The following is a 21,405-nucleotide window of genomic DNA, read 5'->3' as shown; positions in this document are numbered from 1 at the left end:
GAAAGGGAGTTAGAATTGTGGGACAATCAACTGAAAATTGGATCTCCGAAATGATAAAGCAAGGTATTTCAGAAAATCATATTGAAGCAATGAAAGATAGAGTATTAGTCAGCGCTAATAGATACAATTGAGATTAAAATTGAGGAAAAGAATATAAATAATTTAATTCGAAAATTAAGAGAATTAGATAATGTTCTTAATAAAACTTCGACTGAAAATAGCTCGCAAATGTCCAACGCGTATTTAAATGGGATATTCCTAAAAACTATAAATTAAAAACTAGTATTAATTATGTTTATGCTTAAGAAGGAAGTGAATTATGGATTATCGTCTGAAACAATCCATCGATGAAGAAGCGTTTAATTTTAAAAACTTAAATTCCGCTCCAAGATTACAACAACTCACGATTTATGTGGAAGAAGGTGTGCATTTTTCGCATCAAGCGCAAAAACTTTTAAAGAAGATTAATAAGTTTCCAATCTATATGAATTTAGAAATTTTTGATTTTATGGTTGAAGAAATAGAAGCTATTTTGGTACAAGATAATATTGATTATTTTCTTGAAAAAATGACAAAAGAGCTTTTTCAAATTGAAATAAAAATTATGAATCAAGGCACTTTTGATGAATTATTGGGTTATATGGATGCTTGTGCAAGTTATGGCAGGCATAATTTCTATTCAATAGAAGAAGTTGCTTATACAAAGGAATACACTGCTGGAAGTAATGGTGAAAAAAAGTTGCATTTTATTGTTAACCACGTTAAAAATTTAATGCTTATTACGATTGGTCCAGATGGAGAAAGCATAGAAGTTGTGAGCGACGTAAAAAAGATTCGTTTGTTGCAAAACTATTTAAAAAAACTTTGAAGCTTTTAAGAGTAAAGTAAAAAAGTGACATATATTACACGTGTTACAAGAAGATTGCTTAAAATAAATGACAAGCATATAGCTGAATTTATACCTGCAAATAATAAGGTGGTAAGGTAATGGAAATATCATTAAATGATTTTTTAGTTGGAGACGGTTTTTCATATATTTTTAAATCTGGGAAGAGAGGGATGATTAATTTTTATTTTTTTATTGATTCAGTTGAAGAGGATTTAACTACGAGTTATAGCCAAAGCTTAAAAGAATTTTTAAAAAAATTAAATAAGTATCCGATTTATTTGCATGGAATTAGTGGTTCGAAGGAAATTAATATTTCGAAAGGAGCAAAATCATCAAAAGTTGCTCCTGGAAATTTTTATCATTTAGTAGAAATTAATAATATTGAAGAGCTCGCAAATTATTTCCCTAAAGCCTATTTGGACTCATTTAACAATGAAAGTATTTTATTTTCTACTGAGAAAGCAATAGAAATGGATTTTACGAGTGACATTGATTTAGCCAGATTTATTTTGGATTATACAACAACAACATTTAAAGATAGATATTATCTTTGGGTAGGCCATGACGGAATAGGTTTTGACTTCGTTTCGAATTTTTCTGATTATCCATACAATAAAGTTCCGATTACAAGTGATGAGGATTAAACGAAAACGTATCATCATGGAGCTGTAAGGGTTTGAGTTCAGTATTGTACCGAGCTCAAGACTTTAATTTTGCCTTTTTACGTTATAATGAATGAGGAAAATTGAATGCTTCATACTAAAGAGGAATCATTTTTTAGAGGTGAACAGTTCAACATGAAAAGCAGCACTAATTACAGCTTAATTGCAGGAATCATTATCATTATTATTTTTACTATTACCTTTAGTTTCTTGTATATAGCTAGCCAATTTAGCCAAATAGAAGATGACAAATATGTCCTTCTTGGGGATGAGGCACCAATCCCGACGAAGCTACACCCTATTGTGGAAGAGAATAAAAATATCTTATTAGAAAAAGCAGCTGAAATAGATATTAACGTCATGATAACAGAAGGACTTAGACCATTTGAGAAGCAGGATGAGTTGTACAACCAAGGTAGATCTACTAAAGGGAACATCGTCACATATTCAAAGGGAGGGGAATCTTTTCATAATTATGGATTAGCCTTTGACTATGCCATTAAGAATGCGAATGGCGGAATTGAATGGGATATTGAATATGATGGTAATCACAATGGACAATCCGATTGGTTCGAAGTAGCTGAAATAGCAAAGGAGCTTGGGTTTGAATGGGGGGGAGATTGGAGACAATTCAAAGATTATCCGCATCTACAAATGACCTTCGGATTGAGTATCCCTATGCTTCAAGAAGGGTATCGCTTAGCTGAAGATAATAATACAAAATGACTAACTAAAAAGATCTTTGTAGTGAAAGGCATGACTTAATTGTTATGCCTTTTTGTTTACTTAATATAAGATGTATTTTACAATTATTACATATTGAGGTGAAAAGTGATTTTGGTTCGTTTCTAACATGGATAATTATAGCGATAAATGTAGAGCAAACAAAATTATAAATGAAAAAAGGTAAAAGAAATAGAAGGGAAAAGAAATGATGAATTTAATAATAATTCTTGTAATAGTTGCGATTGCTATCTTTATCTATAACATATTAATGATAAATAAGAAAAGACTAAAAAAGTTTAGAAAAGAATGGGCAACAGGAAAGTTTAATGCAAAAAGTGAAGATGATGAATCAGTGTTAATGTACTGGGAAAATAAAAAAAATAGTGAGTCAAGATATGACGGTATAGATCACTTGACGTGGGATGATCTTGCAATGAATACTGTTTTCAAAAAGATAAATTACACACAGACTTCGGTCGGATCAGAATATTTATTTAATCAACTTCGAGATATTGATCCATCTTTAAAAGATATACAAGATAAAGAAAATCTTTACGAATTACTGGAAAGTAATCAGGCATTAAGAGAAGACATTTTACGCTTATTATCAGGTCTTGGAAAACAAGATTTTACAAACTCATCTTCTTTTTTTTATGAGAATCAAAGTAACATAAAATATGTAGCTATATATGTATTGCTTGCTTTAATGCCATTTGCTTCAATCATTTTGATGTTTTTTAACTTAAAGTATGGAATTTTTAGTTTAGTAGGATCTTTTCTACTTAACTTATTCGTATACTATAAAAATAAACCAGCGTTAGAGAATAATTTATACTCCACATCGTACATAGCAGCTATCATCAATACGGGTAAACGCTTTGCATCCGTCAAACATCCGGAATTTACAACATTTGCGAACGAGTTCAAAGTCAAAATGCAGCCAATCAAAAAAGTTTTAGTTTTAAGCAATATTGCTTCAATAGGAAAAGGCAATGGAGAATTTGATATCATTTTTGAATACATTCGAATACTATTTTTGTTGGATTTTATTAGTTACAACAACATTATTAAAACGATTTCAAAACATAAAGAAGAATACCGTGATTTATGGCAACTTATTGGGCAACTGGATGCAGGGATAGCAGTTGCGTTTTACAGAAAATCATTAGATACATATTGTATCCCTACATTTGTGGAGAAAGAGGAACTTTCATTCGAAAATATGTTTCATCCACTTATCAATGAACCAGTAAAAAACACATCAAATCTAGGTAAGAGCACACTTATTACAGGGTCTAATGCATCAGGGAAATCTACGTATATTAAAGCAATTGCTATTAATACAATCTTGGCACAAACAATTAATACAGTGTTAGCAGAAAACTGGACAATGAAACCTAGCTATATTGTAACTTCAATGGCGATTCAAGATAGTGTTCTAGATGGGGATAGTTACTTTATAGCTGAAATTAAATCACTTAAACGTATTATCCAACTGTATGATCAAAGTAAACCATGTATCTCATTTATTGATGAAATACTAAAGGGAACTAATACGATAGAACGGATAGCAGCATCAGCTGCAATGATGGAATGGCTTTCTGTGAATAAAGGGATGAATATCATTGCTTCTCATGATATTGAATTAACCGAAATCACAAAAAGTACGTATACGAATTATCACTTCAGTGAGTCAATTGAAAATGGTCAAGTTCATTTTGATTATAAAATTCATTCTGGACCGTCAAAAACGAAAAATGCAATTAAGCTTCTTGAAATATTAGATTATCCACAAAGTATCACAAACAAGGCAAATGGGTTAGCCGAGCATTTCTTAGAGAGGCATGAATGGAAGGTAATGAAAAATTTAAAGATTGTAGATTGAAGAAACGCATCCCATTTAGAGCTAGCTAAATTTAAGATTAACCATTATGTAGCATGTACGATAATCTGCCGGATAAACCCATCAATTGTATCGACGCGAATAGCTTTTATATGGAGTATGCTTTATAGGAGTAGTTATAGTATTCTGTGGATATTATAACTACCTTTTTTTATCTATAAACACATTATATATTTACAGAATATTCATAGTGTTTATAGTTGTTGAATAACTTGAAATTAAGTTAGAATATTCATACAAATATAAAAGTTGGAACGTTATTTTGTTTGTATAGGCACCTTACTTGCCTTCTTTTTTTAATTTAGGTTGGTTTAGGGGAGTAATTGACGAAGGATATATGCCTACTTGAATTCCCAATAAAAACGTGTATAGGTTACTTTTATGTCTCCAGAGGATAGCAGTGTAAATTTCTATGACTGGATAGGTGAATAAGATGAGAGTTGTAACTGTAAAAATACCTGATGCATTTGATAGTGGAAAAGAAATTGAAAGATTTATGCTTATTAATGAATTTGGGGAACCAGTTGTTCCTGTAGTTAAGTATTTAAAATACTTAGATGACATTGGTAGGGAATACAATACACTCAGGAATTATTGCCACCAATTAAAACAATTTTTCTCATTCTTAGAAAAAAGTAATATTAGTTATCTAGATGTTAAATTAAGCGTTATAAAGGACTTTATAGGATGGTTAAGAAAACCGTATCGCCAATTAAAAGTTACTGAAATTAATCCAAATAGTTCGAAGAAGAAAAAAATTAGTAATTCGTCTATCAATCAAATAGTGAATTGTATACTGAATTTCTATGAGTATTTATATCTGTATGAGGAGTTTGAGGATGAATTAAAATCAAAATCAATGAAAACAGTATCAAATAGATTTAGTACATATAAGCCATTTTTCATCATATATCAAATAACAAAAATAAGAAAATTAACATTTATAACTTACCAACTCATAAAAGTCCAGTGAAAATTTTAAAACAAGAACAGGTTCAACATATTATTGAGGCCTGTTCAAACTTAAGAGATATTTTACTTTTTAGAGTCCTATATGAAACAGGAACACGGATAGATGAGGCCCTTGCTTTATTATCCCTCTACAGTATAGTTGATGATTGAAATCAAATGTATGTAAAAGTATTAAATTTTATTTAATCTTTTATGTTGACATATACCCGTAGGGGTAGTAGTATGTTGATTGTATTGATAAATGAATCAATTAAAAGAGGTGAGATGATGAAATACGATGCGAAGGTTACAGTAAGAATGAAAAAAATTGAAGGTCAGCTAAGAGGCATCTTACGTATGATGGATGAAGAGAAGGATTGTAAAGATGTAATTACACAACTAAGTGCTGTCCGTTCTGCTGTTGATCGTACAATTGGTGTTATTGTCACAGATAATTTAGTTGATTGTTTATCTAAAGAAGATGTAGAAACACCTGATAAGAATGCAATGGTCAAGCAAGCGGTAGACCTTTTAGTAAAAAGTCGATAAGACTTTTTATTTTTGAAACAAAAAATACCTATAGGGGTAAGGGGATATTATGGAAAAGAAAAGAACAACAATCGTTTTATTTAGTGGGGATTATGATAAGGCAATGGCAGCGTACATTATTGCGAATGGTGCAGCAGCCTATGATCACGAGGTGACAATCTTCCATACATTCTGGGGTATTAACGCTTTACGTAAGCAAGAGCCAGTAGCTGTGCAAAAAGGCTTTTTAGAAAGAATGTTTGCGAAAATGATGCCACGTGGTGCTGAAAAGTTAGGGCTATCAAACATGCAAATGCTGGGTATGGGACCGAAAATGATCAAGCATGTCATGAATAAACACAACGCATTAACGCTAACACAGCTTGTTGAAATGGCGCAGGAGCAAGAAATTAAATTAGTTACATGTACGATGACAATGGATTTACTAGGACTTCAAAAGGAAGAGTTACTAGATGGCATTCAGTATGCAGGGGTAGCAGCGTATTTAGCAGATGCAGAAGATGGTAATGTAAACTTATTCATTTAAGAGGTGACATATGGAAACAATAATTATCATAGCGTTGTTAGCGGTGTTTTTAGTATGGCGCTTCAAGTCGACAAAAGGTGTCCAAAGTATTTCAACAGTGCAATTAAAACAAATCATTAACGATAAAGATAAGGTGTTTATCGACGTAAGAACGCAGGGCGAATACAAAGCACGTAATGTTCGCCAATTTAAAAATATGCCACTTGGCTCGGATTATTCAAAGTTACCAAAAGACAAGGAAATCGTTGTGATTTGTCAAAGCGGTATGCGTTCAAGTCAGGCGTGTAAACAATTAAAAAAATTAGGCTATGAAAAGGTGACAAATGTCCGTGGTGGCATGAGCACTTATTAGGAGGTAATAAAAATGAAAACAATTTTACCAGAGCAAGTAAAACAAAAATTACAAGCTGGGGAAGCATTAAATTTAATTGATGTGCGTGAAGTTGCTGAAGTAGAGGCTGGTCATATTCCTGATATCATCCATATTCCTCTAGGTTTATTAGAATTCCGTATGCATGAATTAGATAAAAATGAACCGTACATTATGGTTTGCCGTTCAGGTGGTCGTAGTGGCCAAGCGACAGCGTTTTTAGAGGCACAAGGCTTTGATGTGACGAATATGGCTGGCGGTATGCTTGAATGGAATGGCGAAGTTGAATAAATTTATATTTTTTTAAAATAAATAATACCCTAACCGGTATAGGTGGAGGATTTGCATGATTAAATCAGATGTGCAATTAGATGCAAAGGGCTTAGCTTGTCCAATGCCGATTGTGAAAACAAAAAAAGCAATGAACGATGTAGTTGAGGGGCAAGTATTAGAAATTCAAGCGACAGATAAAGGCTCAGTTGCAGATTTAGCGGCTTGGTCAAAAACAGTTGGTCATCAATATATTGGTTCAAATGAAGAGAATGGTGTGTTCTATCACTATATTCGTAAATGTAATCCGGAAACTAGTGAGCAACAAGAAAAATTATTTGAACAAACAATTTCAAATGAAGAGGCTTTAAAAGGCGAAGGATTAATTCTAGATGTGCGCGAAGCAGCGGAATATGCATTCGGTCACATTCCAGGTGCAAAATCGATCCCAATGGGTGAATTAGCAGATCGCTTAGGTGAATTAAACAAAGACGAAACAGTTTATGTGATTTGTCGAACGGGAACACGCTCGGATTTGGCGGCTCAGCAATTAGCTGAAGCAGGCTTTAGAAAAATTTATAATGTCTTACCTGGTATGACAGGTTACGCTGACGAATTACAGAAAGAGGTAGAGTAATATGTCAAACAAAGTAGCAATTATCGCAGCAAACGGCGGTCTATTTGATGCCTATAAAGTATTCAATATCGCAACAGCAGCTGCAGCTTCTGAAAAAGAGGTAGCGATCTTCTTCACATTTGAAGGCTTAAATTTAATCCATAAACAAAGCATGCACGCATTAGAAATGCCAGCAGGTAAAGAGCATTTTGCAGAAGGCTTTGCTAAGGCACAAGTACCAGCAATCCCGCAATTAGTGGAAATGGCGCAGGAGTTAGGCGTAAAATTCATCGCTTGTCAAATGACAATGGATGTTATGGGCTTAACGAAAAAAGATTTTGTTGAAGGAATTGAAGTTGGTGGTGCAGTTACTTTCTTAGAATATGCAAAAGATGCAGCACCAACATTAACATTTTAATGAGTAGCGATAGCTATTCATATATCTAACATTCTTATCCTTGGTTCCGGTAGCACTTCGCTACCAGAGCCAAAAAAATCAAAAATTTTATACCTACGGGGGTAATCTAGTATGACAGTAAACACTTGGACATCGGCAGATGTAGCACGCAAAGTCATTGATAACAAAGAATTATTTATTTTAGATGTGCGTAATGCAGATGCATTTGAAGATTGGAAAATTGATGGTCACAAATTTGAGTACTTAAATATTCCATATTTTGAACTATTAGATGGTGTAGAAGAAATCTTACCTCAAATTCCAACAGACAAAGAAGTATTAGTCGTTTGTGCGAAGGAAGGCTCATCAATCATGGTAGCAGAAATGATTTCAGAGGCAGGACGTGAAGTAGGTTATTTAGCCGGTGGTATGAAATCTTGGTCAATGTACCTTGAGCCCATTAAAGTTGGAAACCTAGCAAATGGCGGTGAACTTTATCAATTCGTACGTTTCGGAAAAGGGTGCCTTTCTTATATGGTTATCTCTGAAGGTGAAGCGGCGATAATCGACGCAGTACGTTTCACGGAAGTGTTTACGGAATTCGCAGCAAGTAAAAACGCCAAAATCAAGCACGTATTTGATACACACTTACATGCAGACCACATTTCAGGCGGTCGTCACATCTCAACTGTTACAGGTGCAACGTATTACTTACCACCAAAAGATGCAGAAGAAGTTGTATTTGAGTACACAGCTCTAGAAGACGGTTTAACGGTTTCAATTGGGACTTCGAAAATCGAAGTAGGTGCACTTTACTCACCTGGTCACACAATTGGTTCTACTTCATTTGTGGTAGACAACAAGTATTTATTAACAGGTGATATTTTATTCATTGATTCAATTGGTCGTCCAGACTTAGCTGGGCTTGCAGAAGACTGGGTTGGCGACTTACGCGAAACGTTATATTCTCGTTACCGTGAACTAGCAGAAGACTTAACCGTATTGCCAGCACACTTCATGATCATTGATGAATTAAACACTGATGGTACAGTTTCAAAACGTTTAGGTGATTTATTTGCTGAAAACCACGGTTTAAATGTGGAAGATGAATCCGTATTCCGTAGCATGGTGACAGATAACTTACCACCACAACCAAACGCTTACCAACAAATTCGTCAAGTGAATATGGGTAAAATTACTGTGGATAACGACGATCAAACAGAAATGGAAATCGGACCAAACCGTTGTGCAGTGCGATAACAACGTAAAACCGTGTTTTGTACAAAATGCACAAGTCTTAACATTTTATGTAAAACAGTTATTTAATCAATTAAAACGAAAAGAGGAATTACAAATGAACATTACAAAACAATTAGACGCTAAAGGCTTAGCATGCCCTATGCCAATCGTAAAAACAAAGAAAGCAATCGACACTATTGCATCAGGTGAAGTATTAGAAGTATTAGTAACAGATAAAGGTGCACTAAATGACTTTAAAGCTTGGACACAAGCTGGTGGTCACACAATCGTAGAACAAAAAGAAGAAGCAGGTGTACTGTACTTCTACATTCAAAAAGCATAAAAAAATAGGCGGGTCTCTAGGGGCACGCTTTTTTGATAGAAAGAAGGAAGTACTTTGACAATTGGTTTTATTGTAGTGCTGTTTTTAATTGGCTTTATTGGCTCATTTATTTCGGGGATGGTTGGCATTGGTGGAGCCATTATAAAATTCCCAATGCTTTTATACATCCCAACGATTTTTGGATTTACATCCTTTACTTCTCATGAAGTATCGGGGATCAGTGCAGTTGAAATTTTAGTCACATCGATTGCAGGTGTAATGGCGTATAGAGGTAGTAATCTATTGCATTGGCGATTAATCTTTACAATGGGATTGGGTGTATTAATTGGTAGCTTAGGTGGCAGTCTTTTATCAGGTGGTTTCTCAGAAGAGGCAATCAACATCGTTTATGGTGTATTTGCACTGTTAGCAGCTATTTTAATGTTTATCCCACGTAAACAAATACCAGAATGTCCAGCGAATGAAGTAACATTTAATACTGGTTTAGCATTTGGTATCTCACTAATTGTTGGAGTAGGATCAGGGATTGTCGGAGCCGGTGGTGGCTTCTTACTTGTGCCAATTATGTTGGTTATTTTAAAAATTCCGACCCGAATTACAATTGCTTCAAGTTTAGCAATTACATTTATTTCGTCGATTGGTGGTTCAATTGGAAAAATTACAACCGGTCAGGTAGAGTGGGCACCTGTACTGGTCATGATCATAGCGAGCTTAATCGCTGCACCTTTAGGGGCAAAAGTAGGTAAGAGAATGAATACCAAAGCCTTACAAATTACCTTAGCGATTTTAATTGCAGGTACAGCGATTAAAACTTGGGTAGATATTTTGTTGTAGGTAGTAACATAGAAATGGACATTACAATTTCAAACGCTTTAAGTGATTATTTTACTGTATTTTTGTATTTGAAAATAAACATTTGAACAAACTGACAAAAGGCAAATCAAAAAGTGACAATCACTAGAAGGCCAAATGCTTGTGGATTAAATGATTGCCAAATCTAAAATGAGGGGAAATGTAAATGAAAAAAATTGTTATTGTTGGAGGCGTAGCAGGCGGTGCATCCGCTGCAGCACGTATTCGTCGATTAGATGAACAAGCACAAATCGTGATGTTTGAAAAAGGTCCACACGTATCTTTTTCAAACTGTTCTTTACCGTATTACCTAAGTGGTGTTGTTGAAAATAGTAAACAATTAGTCTTAATGAATCCAGAATCATTTGCATCAAAGTATAACATTGATGCACGTGTGGAAAGTGAAGTCATTGCGATTAATAGATCTGCCAAAACAGTCACAGTAAAAGATAATGCGACAAATAAAACTTACGAAGAAAACTATGATGAACTCATTTTATCTCCTGGCGCTAGTCCAATCGTTCCAAGTATAGAAGGTGTTAATTTACCACATGTATTTACAGTTCGAAATGTAGTCGATATTGAAAAACTTCAACATGCTATCCTCGAAAAAAATGCGAAAAATATTGCAGTTATTGGTGGTGGGTATATCGGGGTTGAGGTTGCTGAAAACCTACGTCTAGCGGGTAGAGAGGTATCATTAGTCGAGTTTGCACCACAAATTTTATCGCCGTTTGACGAAGATATGGTCCAAATTTTACACAAAGAAATGACAGATCATGGTGTGGAGCTCATCGTGAATGATGGTTTAGCAAAAATTACAACTACAAAAATTACACTAAACTCTGGAAAAGTAAAGGATGCAGACATTGTTGTGTTAGCAATTGGTGTTCGACCAGAAACAACCTTAGCTAAAGAAGCAGGTCTTGACATAGGTGAAACGGGCGCAATCAAAGTTAACCAGTTTTACCAAACAAATGACCGACACATTTATGCTGTAGGTGACGCGATTGAAGTTTACCACCGCTTAATGCACAAACCTGTACGTCTTGCATTAGCTGGCCCGGCACAACGTCAAGCGCGTGCAGTAGCAGATCATATTTACGGCATCCCTAATCAAAATAAAGGAGTCATCGGTTCTTCAAGCATTCAAGTATTTGATTATGCAGCTGCAGCTACAGGATTAAATGAACGTACAGCTAAGCAAATTGGAATGAATGTTGATGCTGTTTATATAATTGCACCTGATAAAGTAGGTTTAATGCCATCGAGCAACCCATTGCATTTTAAATTAATTTACGAAGTGCCAACAGGTCGTATCGTTGGTGCACAAGCAATTGGCAAAGGAAATGCCGATAAGCGTATTGATGTAATTGCAACAATGATTACGATGAACGGTACAATCGAAGATTTAAAAGAGTTAGAGCTTTCATATTCTCCGATGTTCAGCACTGCTAAAGATGTGGTAAATTTGGCAGCTCTTGTAGCGACAAATTTACTTTATGGTCGTTTCAAACAAGTTCGTGTAAGTGAAGTACGTAGCCTTGTAGAACAAAATGCGGTCATTATTGATGTGCGTGAAGAAAATGAATTAGCAAATGGTCATATAAAAGGGGCAAAAAATATTCCGCTGAGCCAATTCCGTGAGCGCATGCACGAAATTCCAATAGATGTACCTGTGTATGTGCACTGTCGTTCATCACAACGCAGCTATAATGCAGTGATGGCGCTTGAAAACAGTGGGTATGATAATGTGTGGAACATTTCTGGTTCATTCCTAGGTATTTCTTTATATGAATTTTTCCAGGATCAATCAAAAAATCGTGAGCCAATCGTAACAGCATATAATTTTAAATAAAACACAAAAGGATAGGTTTTATTACCTATCCTTTTGTGTTTTAAGTGCGCACAGCATGGACGTAATCTAGTAGGGTGTAAGTTCTAAGTCAAGAAGACGGCAGTAGTGGTTACCAAACATAAGGGTGTCAGTGGTGACGAGGAACCTGAAAGAGTGGGCTACCAGTCTCCGGTTTGAGGAAATAGAATACCTATAGAAGTTGTTGCAAATGAAGGGAGGAATAATACCGACCATTATAAAAATGGCTGTAATCGTACAGGTGCAGTGGTCAATAGTTCAAGCTAAGTCATTTGCAATCGAGTGTTTCTTTAAAGGAGATACTTAGATCTGGAAATGGAGGATTTTAAATCAGTTCTTAATCAGTTAAAAGAAATAAAATAAAAATTACCACTTTTAAAATAGAACACACGTGCGTATAATAAAACAAACAAGTGTTCTTATTTTGATTTAGGAGTGGTATTGTGAGAGAACAGTTAATAAAAGCGATGCAACGCAACCAGTTAGTAAACATGATGGACGTGTCAAAGACTGGAGAAATAACAAAAAGGCGTGTGAAGATCATTAAGATGGTCAGTAACTCGTTTCAAGCTTTTTGTTTTACGAAACAGTCAAAGCGTATTTTTATTATCGATAATATTCTTGCGGTTGCTCCGTTAATTCAGAAAGAACGTGGTGTTGTATGAACTATGAAAACATGCCAAACAAAAGCATTTTTTGCATCGACATGAAAAGCTTTTATGCCAGTTGTTTAGCCATGCTTGAAAACTTAGACGTCATGACTGTACCTATAGCTGTAGTTGGAAAATTAAATCAAGCAGGTAGTGTGGTATTAGCAGCCAGCCCACCGATGAAAAAACGATTTGGTGTAAAAACAGGCACACGCCTTTATGTTCATGATTTTTCGGAAGATTAATTAAACTAGCCTTATTTATCAATGCTTATCTTAATTTTTCTCTAGGAGTGAAAATATTTAGTGGGAAATTAACTTGAAAACTCGTTGATTATTTGAATTGTTTATTGAACGAACGTTTGTGTTTGGAAAATAAGGTTTGGGGGCGTCTTATTAGCAATGGAATCCCTATAAGGCGTACACAAAAGGTGATAGAGTAGAGAACAAAGGTAAAATATATGAAGCTCTTCAAAGCTATCAAGGAAATGGAGTTCCAAATTGGATATTCGCATTGTCTTTATGAAAAGAAATTAAATAAAAATAGTGTCCTAAAAAATCTTGCTTATTGCAAGGTATCAGACTGTCGACAAAAGGCATCAAGAAGCTCACTCTCGATGCCTTTTGTCATTTTTTTATGTTCAGCAAATGGTATTCTCCTACTAAAGAGAACATACTTTTCTAGCAATATTCTCTTTATTAAAAAGCTTGTCATGTCCAAGTAGCAAGCTTTTTCAAATTCATGGCAGTAAAAGTAAGCATCCGCAATAACACGTTCAATAGTTTCTTTACGCCTCGCATAGATTTGCTTGATATCATCAGAATGTCGTAAATGGTCGGCGATTTACACTTACGTTTCATATATATGACGTTTAATAATGTCTTACATAATTAATAAATTATTACTATAAAGGTTTTATTTTCTATAAATTTGTATTAATAATACTATTCAAAGTGTTTATTGATATGTTTATTTGTTCTGTGTAAGGAGTTAAGAATCATTTATAATGCGTTTATATTGGTTGATTTATAGAAAAAATGTAAAAAAATGTGTCAAAAGTTACTATGGGAATATATGTAATAGTATATACTTGATTTGAATACCAAAAAAATAGTAGGAGGGATATGATGAAAAGAATACAGAAACAAAAAACAAGAAAGTTAGTGATGGCAACTGCTCTATTTTCTATGTTTGTTACCGGAATAACGCCTTCATTTGAAGTCTTTGCGGAAGAACAAACACAGCAACAGAAAGTATCTAACGTGTTAAAAAACGAAAAATCAGTGGAAGTGAAAAATCGGAAGTTTGCAGTTCCAGGAAAAGGAGATGTAGATAAATTCCAAAATAGCGAAAGAAGAAATTGGCAATTTAGTCCTTATGAACCGACTGGGATATACGCTAGGCCTAATGAACAAATAATCATTCGGGTAGCAGGAAATCAAAAAATCGAAGCATACATTGGAACTTTTTCATATGATGCTTCTTGGGAAGAAGATTCGAAAATAAAACCCTTTACATTAAAACCTGGTCGAAACACTATACAGTCTCCAAACGGTGGGATGATTTATTTTTACAATAAACGACAAGGAGGCACCATTAAAACAATAACAACAGGCGGAACGGCTACCCCTCTCTATGAACTCGGAAAGCATACGAAACAAGATTTAATAGATATGCTTAATCAATATCCAAATGCACATACGGTGGAATTAAAAGGGGAGCGTGTATTGATAACTGCTAGCCCGGCACGTGTTAAAAAATATTTGATCGGCTCTAACACAGATCCTACTCAACTATTGAAAAAGTTGGATGAAGCTACTAGAATTCAAGATAAAGTAGCTGGATTATCTGAAGGACAAGTAGATAAGCATTATATACACTATGTTGAGGATAACAATACTCTAGGTTATTATATGTATGCATACAATTATAGAACTGCATATGTAGGAGACGCAATCCAATATGTGTTAGATATTAATAAATTTATAAATGAAGGATGGGGCCCGTGGCATGAGGCGGGGCATATGAGACAACAAAGTCCTTGGGAATTTCATAATATGACAGAGGTTCAGAACAATATTTATAGTCTTGCTGTACAAAAAGCATTTGGTCAACCGAGCAGATTAGAAAGAGAAGGTGTTTATCCTAAGGTTTTTCAGTACCTAGAACAGCAGAATAAGAATTATGACGAGATTAGTAATGTTTTTGTTAAAGTTGCTATGCTATGGCAATTAAATCTAGCGTATGGAGAAGAATTTTATCCAAAATTGCATCAATCGTATAGAGATATGTCTGATAGAATGTTACCTGAAAATAATGAAGATAAGAAACAATTATTTATGATTGAAGCCTCCAAAGCAGCTCAACAAAATTTAATTCCATTTTTCGAAAAATGGGGATTACGCCCAAATAATGATACGATCCAAAAGGTGGAGGCCCTAGGGTATCCAAATTTAACAGCTGAAATTTGGAAAAGTACCGATTCTAATCCAATTAAACCGAATACCAGCTCCTGATAACATTTGGAATCCATATAAGGCGTGCACAAAAGGTGATAGAGTAGAGCACAAAGGTAAAATATATGAAGCTGTTCAAAGCTATCAAGGAAGTGGGAATCCAAATTGGATATTCGCATTGTCTTTATGGAAAGAAATTAAATAAAAATAGAGTCCTAAAAAACCTTGTTTATTGCAAGGTTTCAGACTGTCGACAAAAGGCATCAAGAAGCTTACTCTTGATACCTTTTGTCATTTTACTAGCGAATATTTCTCCGATATCCAAATCCGAACTGCTGGTGAAGACCTTCATCTAAATTACGCAGACCAGGCTTTAAAAACAGCAGTAGAGGAAGAGCTATTCAAACGATTGCAGCAGGTAAGGTAAAAGCACAAAAGGTTGACTAAAACTCAACCTTTTGTGCTTTTTATTAATCATTTTATTAATACAAAAATATTCTTTTTTCGTTTCTACTTATCTTTTCATTAGTATGTTTTACGAATACAGGCTTTGCTTTAGGTTTAATCAAAAACAAATCATAAGTAGGTTCATATTCTTCAAAGTCTATATAGTTTGGAAGTTTAAGTTTAAATGAAGAATAGTAGTTCTTTTCTGTTATGCCTACCAATTTACCCTTCTTATTAAATTCCATTAAAGTTATTAGATCGTCCTTGTCTGAGGTCGGTTCAATGGCTTTAAATAACTGCTGTTTTTTATTGTTCATGAATTGGAGTTTTGTGCACCACCCTAGAGATAGCATTTACCCTTCTTACCCAACCATGTAGTATTCTTACCCTTTTTAATTGATAGTCGACCTCAATGCTTTGGTTGCTCAATTGATAATCCATTCGGCAACTTAAATGAATAATCTTTATCTCCAACATATACATACATTGGTAAAACATAAGATGTTTTCTTTACAGTATAAGTTTTGCTGATGTATCTTGTGGTAATAGGGATACACCCGCTATCAAGAAAATCATAAATGTTAATAGGGTTTTCTTCATAATAACAATCCTTTCTTCAGTCAAATAGAACTAATGAATTATATGCGTAAAAATACCTAGTGTATATACATTAATTCACTTGTTAAGTGACCTTATGAATTCTTATTTCTTGAAGAACGCTGTTTGTAAAATAATAAAAGGACTCCATCAATACTTAAGTTAGATAGAGTCCTTTTTTTATGATTGGTCAATACCTCTTGGATATACCTAAATCATTATAACCGTAGGATTTAGATAAACCAATAAAAAATTCAAGGAGAGCATTTTTAATAAAAGCGGAAACCTTTTCTTCAATCTCTATTAAAATTAGTATTATCTGGATTGTCATATAGATGATATACTAATAATTATAATATATTCCAATAATAGTGTAAGGGGTTCTTAAAATGAAAAAATTATTCATATTATGTATTACAGCAATTGCTTTAATAGCATTTACACTGAGTTTTCCAACTACAAATGCTAGTGCAGCTTCTTCAAGTGAAAAAGCTTATGTTAAGAAGGCTTCACTAAATGTTAAAGCCAAAAGAAGTAACTCTTCTAATACGATTGGTAAATTAAAATCTGGTCAGACAGTAAAGGTATATTCTACTAGCTATGAAGGTTGGTCTAAAATTAAATATAAAAATACATACGGCTATGTACATATGCAAAACTTATTATTTGCCGAACCTGATAAGTGGTCAAAAGGTGTAAAGTCGGGTGTAATAAAGAGAGCTATTAAGAATGGACATTTAGAACCTGGGCAGAAATATAAGATCAAAAAGTCTGGTGCTCCTGGTTATTATCAATTGTTTGTTGAATTTGATGGGCAATGGTACCGTGCTTTTACTATTCACTGTAAGTCTGGTTGGTACCATGGTTAAAATAATAGTTTTGCTTTGAAAAGCTGTTACCAAACGAGCGTATGATACTCTCCAAAGTTTTTTGGAGGGTGTTTTTTTAATTCTATAAAAACATTAAGCAGGATTAAAAATTTACAGATATAATAATATGCTAATTTTAACCAATATGCTTGGTGTATATTATTAAGAAGAATGGATTCCATTTTTCGTTTAAATATGTAAAGTAATAGGGATGATTGAATTAACGAGCTCATTATAAAGTATTAAAATGTGCTATAGACTTACGAATGATAAAAGTTGAGTATATCAATTTGCCAAATATCTCAGATAGAATTTCATAAAGAAGGTGTTATCGTGGTTATTGAAGAACATATTAAAGATTTTTTTATAGAAATTGAAAATAACTTTATCGAGATTTACAATGAATTTTCTTTGCAGCATGAATTGGTCAGCAACAATCTTTAAGTTAAGAGCCTTCATTGAACTTTATATACTTAACTGAATAATCTAAAACGCCCTCCAGCTTAATTTGTGGGAGGGCGTTTTATTTGTATTATTTCCACAGTATATAATTTACCCCTTATTTTTCTGAAGTTCAAACATTTATCAACGGAAAAGCGAAACAGAATAAGCGTACATATCTCCTCTAAAATAAGATTCTAAAACTTCAACAGGTACTTCGGTTTGATCGTATGTAACTCGTTCAAAATAAAAATATGGAGAGGTTTGAGATATACCTAATAATTTAGATACTTCTGGAGCTAGAATAGATTCCATTCGTTGATCTGCCTTCGAAATAACGATATTCTGACTCTCTAAATAATCATAGAAAGAAATTACTTCTAAATCAATGTCTTTTAAATTTGGAACCAATTTAACAGGGGTAATAAATTTTTGAATTCCAATAGGTGTACCATTTATATAACGAATACGTTCCACGTAAAATATATCTGTATTTTTAATGTTCAATAAACTTTGCTCTCTTGGTGTTGCTTTTCTAGTTTCAAAATGTACAAGTTTACTTGATGTAGACATATTCATTGCTTGAAATTCCTCTTGAAAGTTTTGAAGCTTATTCAATTTTCTCTCCAACTTAGTTTTTGAAACAAAAGTTCCACTCCCATGAACACGATATAAAATACCGCGATTTACTAAATATGTAACCGCATTTCTAGCAGTCATTCGTGAGACCCCAAAAATTTTGCCTATTTCATCCTCTGTAGGAATTTTAGAATCAACAATGTATAGCCCCTTCTTTATATTATCTAGAATAGAATTAGCAATTTGAATATAGATAGGTGAATTAGCTCCCATAATAAATCCTCTTCTCTTCAAAATTTGTATATACAACTTTTCGGATTACCGTATTATATAAAAATATAATTGGAAAGTCAAAGAAGAGTCATATTTTATGGATATTTCGATAATAAATAAAAAAATAAATTGACTAATTAGAAAATTAGGATTATTCTAATAACACAGAAAGTTGTATATACGTATATCTGAATTTTAAATTGAGTAGGTGGTGAAAAATATGTTGAAGGTGGAAAATGTCACTAAAAAGTTTGGAGGATTAGTGGCAGTGAATAATGTTTCCTTTAATTTGAAAGAAGGAGAGATACTAGGGTTAATTGGTCCGAACGGATCAGGAAAAACCACTATGTTCAATTTAGTGACAGGTTTCTTAAATACTACTTCTGGTGAAATTATATTCAAAGAAGAGAAAATAACGAATTTCGCACCAGAAATTATAGTAAAGAAAGGAGTGTCTAGAACTTTTCAAATCACTAGCGTCTTACAAGATTTAACTATTCAAGAAAATATTCAATCAGGATTGTTTGGAGTTAATACAACAAATTTAGTAGATGTTTTATTGCGTAATAAAAAATTTTATAACGAAGAAAACAAATCAAAAAATATGATTAACGCTATTTTAGAGTTAATTGGTTTACAAAACAAAATAGGTTATAAAGCTGGTAAACTGACCCCGGCAGAACAAAGAAAACTGATGATAGGGATCGCATTAGCAAGAAACCCTAGACTCTTAATGTTAGACGAACCAGCAGCAGGAACGACAAAAGAAGAGCAACAAGAGTTAATTGAAATAATTAGAAAAATAAACGCTAAAGGTACAACGGTATTAATTATTGAGCACCATATGCATGTCATCATGAATCTGTGTAATCGAATTATTGCGTTTAACTTTGGTGAAAAAATTGCAGAGGGTACCGCTCAAGAAATACAAAACAATAAAGCTGTAGTAGAAGCATATTTGGGGAGTGGAGATTATGTCACTTGACGTTAAAAATTTGCATATTTCTTACAAAGGTATAAATGCTGTAAGAGATGTCAGTTTTACTGTGAAAAAAGGGGAAATAACAGTTATCATTGGCGCTAATGGAGTAGGTAAATCATCTATTTTAAAAGGCATCATGGGGTTAGTAAAACCTGATGCAGGACAAATTTTCTTGAAAGGTACTGATATAACAAAAGTACCTACTAGTAAAAAAACATCACTTGGATTATCTTTATGTCCAGAAGGAAGGCAGTTATTTCCTAATATGACGGTTCTTGAAAATTTAGAAATGGGTGCCTATTCACGAAAAGACAAAAATGTAAAAGAAGATATAGATAAAATTTTTGTAATGTTCAATAGATTAGAAGAAAGAAAGACTCAAAAGGCAGGTACTTTAAGTGGTGGTGAACAAGAACTACTAGCAATTGCGCGCTCTTTGATGGCTAATCCTGAAATTCTTATATTAGACGAACCTTCATGGGGTCTTGCTCCCATTATGATTCATGAAGTTATTAGTATTATTAAAGAATTAAATGAACAAGGAATGACTATTTTGCTAATTGAACAGAATGCTAATTTAGCTTTACAAATTGCTAACTACGGCTATGTACTTGATGTAGATGGCATAGTCCTAGAAGGAACGGGTCAAGAATTGTTAGCAAACGAACAAATAAAAGAAATTTACTTAGGGGCATAGGAGAGTATATATGAAAAAAAATATAAAAATATTTTTAATGTTTACTTTAATGTCGTTATTACTAATTGGCTGTTCTAGTACTGGGAGTGATGGGACAAAAAAGATTTTAGTTGGTGAAGTTGATCCATTAACTGGTAGTGCTGCCGTATATGGTGCTGCTCAAAGTCAAGCCTTGAAACTGGCTATTAAGGAAATCAATGAAGCTGGTGGTGTCACGGTAGACGGAGAAAAACACCAATTTGAACTAATCTCTTATGACGATAAAGGAGATCCCAACGAATCTGTTTCTGCATCACAAAAGCTTATTGATCGTGATGGAGTTAAGTATATTTTAGGATGGGCGGTAAGTGGGTCAACTACTTCAGCTGCTAAAATATTAGGAAATAAAGATGATGTATTAATGCTAATTGGAAATGCTGGAGAACGTAGTATTGTTACACACGGTTATAAAAATGTTTTCCGAACTAGACCACCAAGTGGTTATACAGGCGGACCAGCTGGTGAGTTTGTAGCTGACCAAGGAGTTGGAACTTTGGCTGTTTTAGGACAATTAAATGATAGCGTTTACAAAGAGTACTACGAAACATTTAAAGAATCATTTTCAGCTAAGGGTGGTTCAATTGTAGGTACAGAAATTTTTAATGCAGCAGATCGCGATATGTATACACAACTAACAAAGTTAATTGCTTCGAAACCAGATGCTATTTTTGTACCCGGTTCAGTCGAACCAGCTGCTTTTGTATTTAAGCAACTACGTGAATTATCATACAAGGGAGAAATTTATGGATTCACAGGTGGAACACCAGAACAATTTGAAAAAGTTCTTTCTATAGAAGAAATGGAAGGAATTTATGATTTACGTCCATTAGAAACAACTTTTGAAGCGATGAGTGATGTAGGGAAAAAATATGTAGAAAATTACGAAAAAGAATATGATGAAACGCCAGTCCCAAGTGCTGTAAATGCATATGACCAAATGTATGTATTAAAAACAGCAATCGAAAAAGCAAATAGTTTAGAAGTTCCAAAGTTAATTGAAGTTATTCGTGAAATGGAGCCACCTGCAGAAGCTGCTTTAACTTATATCAATATCGATGGAAAAATGTTTGACGCTAATGGTCAAGCTTTCACAACAAATGTAGCTATGCAGTGGAAAGATGGTGGTTGGAAGCTTATAAAAGAGTTAGATTCCGACCCTATTGGATATTCAGAGCTTTTAACAGAGTTAGGGAAAAAATAATATAC

At 33.8% G+C, this 21,405-nt stretch carries 21 protein-coding genes and 3 pseudogenes; 23 read left to right on the top strand and 1 reads right to left on the bottom strand.

Annotated elements, in window-relative coordinates; genetic code table 11:
• The first annotated feature begins 319 nt into the window (after positions 1-319).
• The 20 genes and pseudogenes from AC3IS5_RS12005 to AC3IS5_RS11910 all read left to right on the top strand — a co-directional run bounded on the left by AC3IS5_RS12005 (position 320) and on the right by AC3IS5_RS11910 (position 17,188).
• Positions 320-868, top strand: a complete 549-nt coding sequence (locus AC3IS5_RS12005; RefSeq protein WP_489424620.1) for a hypothetical protein — start codon at positions 320-322, stop codon at positions 866-868.
• Between the two features lie 119 nt (positions 869-987).
• The gene (locus AC3IS5_RS12000; RefSeq protein WP_489424619.1) at positions 988-1,533 is read left to right on the top strand and encodes a hypothetical protein; all 546 of its coding nucleotides are present in this window, start codon (positions 988-990) and stop codon (positions 1,531-1,533) included.
• A gap of 153 nt (positions 1,534-1,686) precedes the next feature.
• Positions 1,687-2,277 carry a M15 family metallopeptidase gene (locus AC3IS5_RS11995; RefSeq protein WP_489427879.1) on the top strand — a complete coding sequence of 197 codons (591 nt, stop codon included), beginning with the start codon at positions 1,687-1,689 and terminating at the stop codon, positions 2,275-2,277.
• A gap of 205 nt (positions 2,278-2,482) precedes the next feature.
• Positions 2,483-4,162, top strand: coding sequence for a MutS-related protein (locus AC3IS5_RS11990; RefSeq protein ID WP_489424618.1), 1,680 nt, complete (start codon positions 2,483-2,485; stop codon positions 4,160-4,162).
• 451 nt (positions 4,163-4,613) lie between these two features.
• On the top strand, positions 4,614-5,153 hold the full coding sequence (locus AC3IS5_RS11985; protein WP_489424617.1) for a site-specific integrase: 540 nt from the start codon (positions 4,614-4,616) through the stop codon (positions 5,151-5,153).
• Positions 5,154-5,419: 266 nt separating this feature from the next.
• Complete coding sequence (locus AC3IS5_RS11980) at positions 5,420-5,680, top strand: metal-sensitive transcriptional regulator (RefSeq protein ID WP_489427878.1); 261 nt, start codon at positions 5,420-5,422, stop codon at positions 5,678-5,680.
• Between the two features lie 49 nt (positions 5,681-5,729).
• Complete coding sequence (locus tag AC3IS5_RS11975) at positions 5,730-6,206, top strand: DsrE/DsrF/DrsH-like family protein (protein ID WP_489424616.1); 477 nt, start codon at positions 5,730-5,732, stop codon at positions 6,204-6,206.
• Positions 6,207-6,216: 10 nt separating this feature from the next.
• Complete coding sequence (locus tag AC3IS5_RS11970; protein ID WP_489424615.1) at positions 6,217-6,558, top strand: rhodanese-like domain-containing protein; 342 nt, start codon at positions 6,217-6,219, stop codon at positions 6,556-6,558.
• A 12-nt stretch (positions 6,559-6,570) separates the two neighbouring features.
• Positions 6,571-6,867: a rhodanese-like domain-containing protein gene (locus AC3IS5_RS11965; RefSeq protein ID WP_489424614.1), complete on the top strand. Its 297-nt coding sequence runs from the start codon at positions 6,571-6,573 to the stop codon at positions 6,865-6,867.
• Between the two features lie 55 nt (positions 6,868-6,922).
• Positions 6,923-7,483, top strand: a complete 561-nt coding sequence (locus AC3IS5_RS11960) for a sulfurtransferase TusA family protein (protein ID WP_489424613.1) — start codon at positions 6,923-6,925, stop codon at positions 7,481-7,483.
• Between the two features lies 1 nt (position 7,484).
• On the top strand, positions 7,485-7,880 hold the full coding sequence (locus AC3IS5_RS11955) for a DsrE/DsrF/DrsH-like family protein (protein WP_489424612.1): 396 nt from the start codon (positions 7,485-7,487) through the stop codon (positions 7,878-7,880).
• A 111-nt stretch (positions 7,881-7,991) separates the two neighbouring features.
• A complete protein-coding gene (locus AC3IS5_RS11950; RefSeq protein ID WP_489424611.1) occupies positions 7,992-9,119 on the top strand; it encodes an MBL fold metallo-hydrolase in 1,128 nt (375 codons plus the stop codon).
• Positions 9,120-9,213: 94 nt separating this feature from the next.
• On the top strand, positions 9,214-9,441 hold the full coding sequence (locus AC3IS5_RS11945) for a sulfurtransferase TusA family protein (protein ID WP_489424610.1): 228 nt from the start codon (positions 9,214-9,216) through the stop codon (positions 9,439-9,441).
• A 54-nt stretch (positions 9,442-9,495) separates the two neighbouring features.
• On the top strand, positions 9,496-10,275 hold the full coding sequence (locus AC3IS5_RS11940) for a sulfite exporter TauE/SafE family protein (RefSeq protein WP_489424609.1): 780 nt from the start codon (positions 9,496-9,498) through the stop codon (positions 10,273-10,275).
• A gap of 184 nt (positions 10,276-10,459) precedes the next feature.
• Positions 10,460-12,151, top strand: a complete 1,692-nt coding sequence (locus AC3IS5_RS11935) for an FAD-dependent oxidoreductase (protein WP_489424608.1) — start codon at positions 10,460-10,462, stop codon at positions 12,149-12,151.
• Between the two features lie 461 nt (positions 12,152-12,612).
• Entirely contained in the window at positions 12,613-12,834 is a 222-nt protein-coding gene (locus AC3IS5_RS11930; RefSeq protein ID WP_489424607.1) for a transcriptional regulator, read from the top strand.
• A pseudogene (locus AC3IS5_RS11925) lies at positions 12,831-13,040 on the top strand (Y-family DNA polymerase); the annotation flags it as partial. The gene AC3IS5_RS11930 and the pseudogene AC3IS5_RS11925, both read left to right, overlap by 4 nt.
• Before the next feature lie 178 nt (positions 13,041-13,218).
• Positions 13,219-13,344 (top strand): annotated as a pseudogene (locus tag AC3IS5_RS11920) (carbohydrate-binding protein); the annotation flags it as partial.
• A gap of 602 nt (positions 13,345-13,946) precedes the next feature.
• Positions 13,947-15,323, top strand: a pseudogene (locus AC3IS5_RS11915) (M60 family metallopeptidase); the annotation flags it as partial.
• 1,385 nt (positions 15,324-16,708) lie between these two features.
• Positions 16,709-17,188, top strand: a complete 480-nt coding sequence (locus AC3IS5_RS11910; RefSeq protein WP_489424606.1) for an SH3 domain-containing protein — start codon at positions 16,709-16,711, stop codon at positions 17,186-17,188.
• A gap of 585 nt (positions 17,189-17,773) precedes the next feature.
• On the opposite strand, the gene AC3IS5_RS11905 is transcribed toward AC3IS5_RS11910, so the two are convergent.
• Positions 17,774-18,481, bottom strand: coding sequence for a GntR family transcriptional regulator (locus AC3IS5_RS11905; protein WP_489424605.1), 708 nt, complete (start codon positions 18,479-18,481; stop codon positions 17,774-17,776).
• A gap of 220 nt (positions 18,482-18,701) precedes the next feature.
• On the opposite strand from AC3IS5_RS11905, the gene AC3IS5_RS11900 reads away from it, so the two are divergent.
• Genes AC3IS5_RS11900 through AC3IS5_RS11890 form a run of 3 tightly spaced genes read left to right on the top strand, consistent with a single transcriptional unit; the run spans position 18,702 to position 21,400 of the window.
• Complete coding sequence (locus AC3IS5_RS11900) at positions 18,702-19,466, top strand: ABC transporter ATP-binding protein (RefSeq protein WP_489424604.1); 765 nt, start codon at positions 18,702-18,704, stop codon at positions 19,464-19,466.
• Positions 19,456-20,160: an ABC transporter ATP-binding protein gene (locus tag AC3IS5_RS11895; RefSeq protein WP_489424603.1), complete on the top strand. Its 705-nt coding sequence runs from the start codon at positions 19,456-19,458 to the stop codon at positions 20,158-20,160. Before AC3IS5_RS11900 ends, AC3IS5_RS11895 begins: the two co-directional genes overlap by 11 nt.
• A 10-nt stretch (positions 20,161-20,170) precedes the next feature.
• Entirely contained in the window at positions 20,171-21,400 is a 1,230-nt protein-coding gene (locus tag AC3IS5_RS11890) for an ABC transporter substrate-binding protein (protein ID WP_489424602.1), read from the top strand.
• The last annotated feature ends 5 nt before the right edge of the window (positions 21,401-21,405 follow it).

The sequence above is a fragment of the Viridibacillus sp. KH_047 genome (genome assembly GCF_057838945.1).
Note: the sequence above shows the minus strand (reverse complement) of the source record. Positions and strands in the feature narration are given on the sequence as shown.